We start from the raw sequence: 2,676 nt of genomic DNA, 5'->3' as shown, positions 1-2,676 counted from the left end.
CGAGGTGCTGGGCGTGCTCGCTCACGAGCTCGGGCATGTGCGCGAGCGCCACGGCCTGCGCGCGCTGATCCAGGGCTCGGTGGTCGCCGGCTTGGCGGGCGCCGTGCTGGGCGACATCAGTGCCCTGCTCGCCGCCGCACCGGCGGTGCTGCTGCAGGCGCGCTACTCGCGTGATCTCGAGCGCGAGGCCGATGCCCACGCGGCGGCGGCGCTGATCGCCTCCGGCCGCTCGCCGCATGCGCTGGCGGACATCCTGGAGCGCATGCAGAGAGTGCCGGGCCACGATGCCCCGGTGCTGCTGTCGACGCATCCGGCCACGCACGAGCGCATCAGCAGCCTGAGGGAGCGTGCCGGCCCGGGCTCCGCACGCTGAGCCCGGGCCCCGGTTGCCGTGCCGGTCCGGGGCGTGACATCCTCCGTCGGTCCCAAGTCCGACGGAGATCGACATGACGCCGCAAAGCCCCGAGTTCGCCCCCATCATCGCGCCCGTGGTGGCCCTGGTCGCCTGGTCCATGGTGATGTGGGCGTGGATGTACGCCACCCGCATACCGGCCATCATGCGCATGCGCATGCGCCTCGACCCCAGCGCGCCGCGCGGCGAGCAGATGAACACGCTGCCGGCGGCCGTGCGCTGGAAAGCCGACAACTACAACCACCTGATGGAACAGCCGACCATCTTCTACGCCGTGGCGCTGGCGCTGGCGCTGCTGGGGCAGGGCGACGGCCTCAACCTGGTGCTGGCCTGGGCCTATGTCGGCCTGCGCGTGCTGCACAGCTTCGTGCAGGCGCTGATCAACTTCATCCAGCTGCGCTTCCTGGTGTTCTCGCTGTCGTCGCTGGCGCTGCTGGCGCTCACGGTCAACGCCGTGCGCGTGGTGTTCTGACGCAGCGCTGACGCCTGCGCCTGCCGTGGTCGCCGGCCGGCCGGGGCATTACGCCTTCCGTACGGTTGCCCCGCCTTCCCGGGCGGGGTATACGAACAGGCACCGTCATCCGCCGTTCCGGCCCTGGAGATGCCCTTGACCACGACAGCCACACCGGCCGATATCCGACCGGCCGCCGCGCAGCTTCCCGATCAGCCCGCCGCCGCGCCACGCCTGCACGAGTACTCGGTGGTGTTCACCGACCGCGCGCTCAATCACATGTCCGCGACCTTCCAGCAGGTCATGCGCGATATCTCGTCCACCCTGAAGCGGGTCTACGCCGCCGAGGCGGTGGCGGTGGTGCCGGGCGGCGGCAGCTTCGGCATGGAAGCGGTGGCGCGCCAGTTCGCCACCGGCCGCAAGTGCCTGGTGCTGCGCAACGGCTGGTTCAGCTACCGCTGGTCGCAGATCTTCGAGGCCGGCGGCATTCCCGCCAGCGAGACCGTGCTCAAGGCCCGTCCGCTGTCGGATGCGCCCGATGCCGCCTGGGCGCCGGCGCCGCTGGAAGAGGTGCTGGCGGCCATCGCCCGCGAGCAGCCGGACCTGGTGTTCGCGCCGCATGTGGAAACGGCGTCGGGCATCCTGCTGCCGGACGACTACCTGCGCGCCGTGGCAGATGCCGTGCATGCCGTCGGCGGCCTGTTCGTGCTCGACTGCGTGGCCTCCGGCACGCTTTGGGTGGACATGCGCAAGACCGGCGTCGACGTGCTCATCAGCGCGCCGCAGAAGGGCTGGACGGCCTCGCCGTGCTGCGCGCTGGTCATGTTCAGCGCTACCGCCGCCGAGCGCATCACGCACACGCGCAGCACCAGTTTCGCCGGCGACCTGCTGAAGTGGCTGCAGATCATGCAGGCCTACGAGAAGGGCGGGCACGCCTACCATGCCACCATGCCCACCGATGCCCTGGCGCGCTTCCGCGATGCCATGCTGGAGACGGTGGCTGCCGGCCTAGATGATCTCGCTACGCGCCAGCGCAACCTGGGCGCGCGGGTGCGTGCGCTGTTCCGCGACCACGGCATCAGGAGCGTCGCGGCGCCGGGCTTCGAGGCGCCGGGCGTGGTGGTCAGCCACACCGGCGATGACGGCCTGCACACCGGGCGCGATTTCATCGCCCAGGGCCTGCAGACGGCCGCCGGCGTGCCGCTGGTGTGCGACGAGCCGGCGGGCTTCAAGACCTTCCGTGTCGGCCTGTTCGGGCTCGACAAACTGCACAACATCGACCGCACCGTGCAGCGCCTGGCCGATGCGCTGGCGGCGCTGGGGCTGAAGCCGGGAGCCGGGGCATGAGCGCCGGACGCGCCGGCCAGGACAGCGCGGCGGGCGGGAGCATGGCTGACGGGAGCGCGGCCGCCGGCGACTTCGATGTCGACCTGTTCGTGATCGGCGCCGGTTCCGGCGGCGTGCGCGCGGCGCGCTTCGCGGCCGGCTTCGGCGCCCGCGTGGCGGTGGCGGAGAGCCGCTACCTCGGCGGCACCTGCGTCAATGTCGGCTGCGTGCCGAAGAAGCTGCTGTCGTACGGGGCGCACTATCGCGACGAGCTGGCCCACGCCGCTGCCTACGGCTGGCAGGTCATCGGAGCGGAGGACGGCGGCGCGCCGGCCTTCGACTGGCCGACCCTGATCGCCGCCAAGAACCGCGAGATCGCGCGCCTCAACGGGATCTACCGCAGGCTGCTGGAAGGCAGCGGCGTGGTCATCCATGAAGGCCATGCCCGCCTGGCGGATGCCACCACGGTCGAGATCGACGGCCGGCG

General features: G+C 71.6%; 4 protein-coding genes. All 4 read left to right on the top strand.

Going from position 1 to position 2,676, the window contains the following annotated elements:
* Window positions 1-373 (top strand): M48 family metalloprotease (locus C5O18_RS08455; RefSeq protein WP_158249312.1); only part of this gene is annotated, 373 nt, incomplete at its 5' end.
* Window positions 374-446: 73 nt separating this feature from the next.
* Window positions 447-884, top strand: coding sequence for an MAPEG family protein (locus C5O18_RS08450; protein WP_105193117.1), 438 nt, complete (start codon window positions 447-449; stop codon window positions 882-884).
* Between the two features lie 213 nt (window positions 885-1,097).
* Complete coding sequence (locus tag C5O18_RS08445; protein ID WP_241146796.1) at window positions 1,098-2,210, top strand: aminotransferase class V-fold PLP-dependent enzyme; 1,113 nt, start codon at window positions 1,098-1,100, stop codon at window positions 2,208-2,210.
* The coding region (locus C5O18_RS08440) for an FAD-dependent oxidoreductase (protein WP_241146795.1) at window positions 2,207-2,676 on the top strand (470 nt) is incomplete at its 3' end. The genes C5O18_RS08445 and C5O18_RS08440, both read left to right, overlap by 4 nt.

This window comes from Amnimonas aquatica, from assembly GCF_002943415.1.
In the GTDB taxonomy this organism is placed as follows: domain Bacteria; phylum Pseudomonadota; class Gammaproteobacteria; order Pseudomonadales; family Moraxellaceae; genus Perlucidibaca; species Perlucidibaca aquatica_A.
This window is presented reverse-complemented; position numbering and strand designations above follow the sequence as displayed.

Coding starts and splice junctions, on each gene's coding strand:
- C5O18_RS08450 (WP_105193117.1), top strand. CDS start 447: ATGACGCCGCAAAGCCCCGAGTTCGCCCCCATCATCGCGCCCGTGGTG.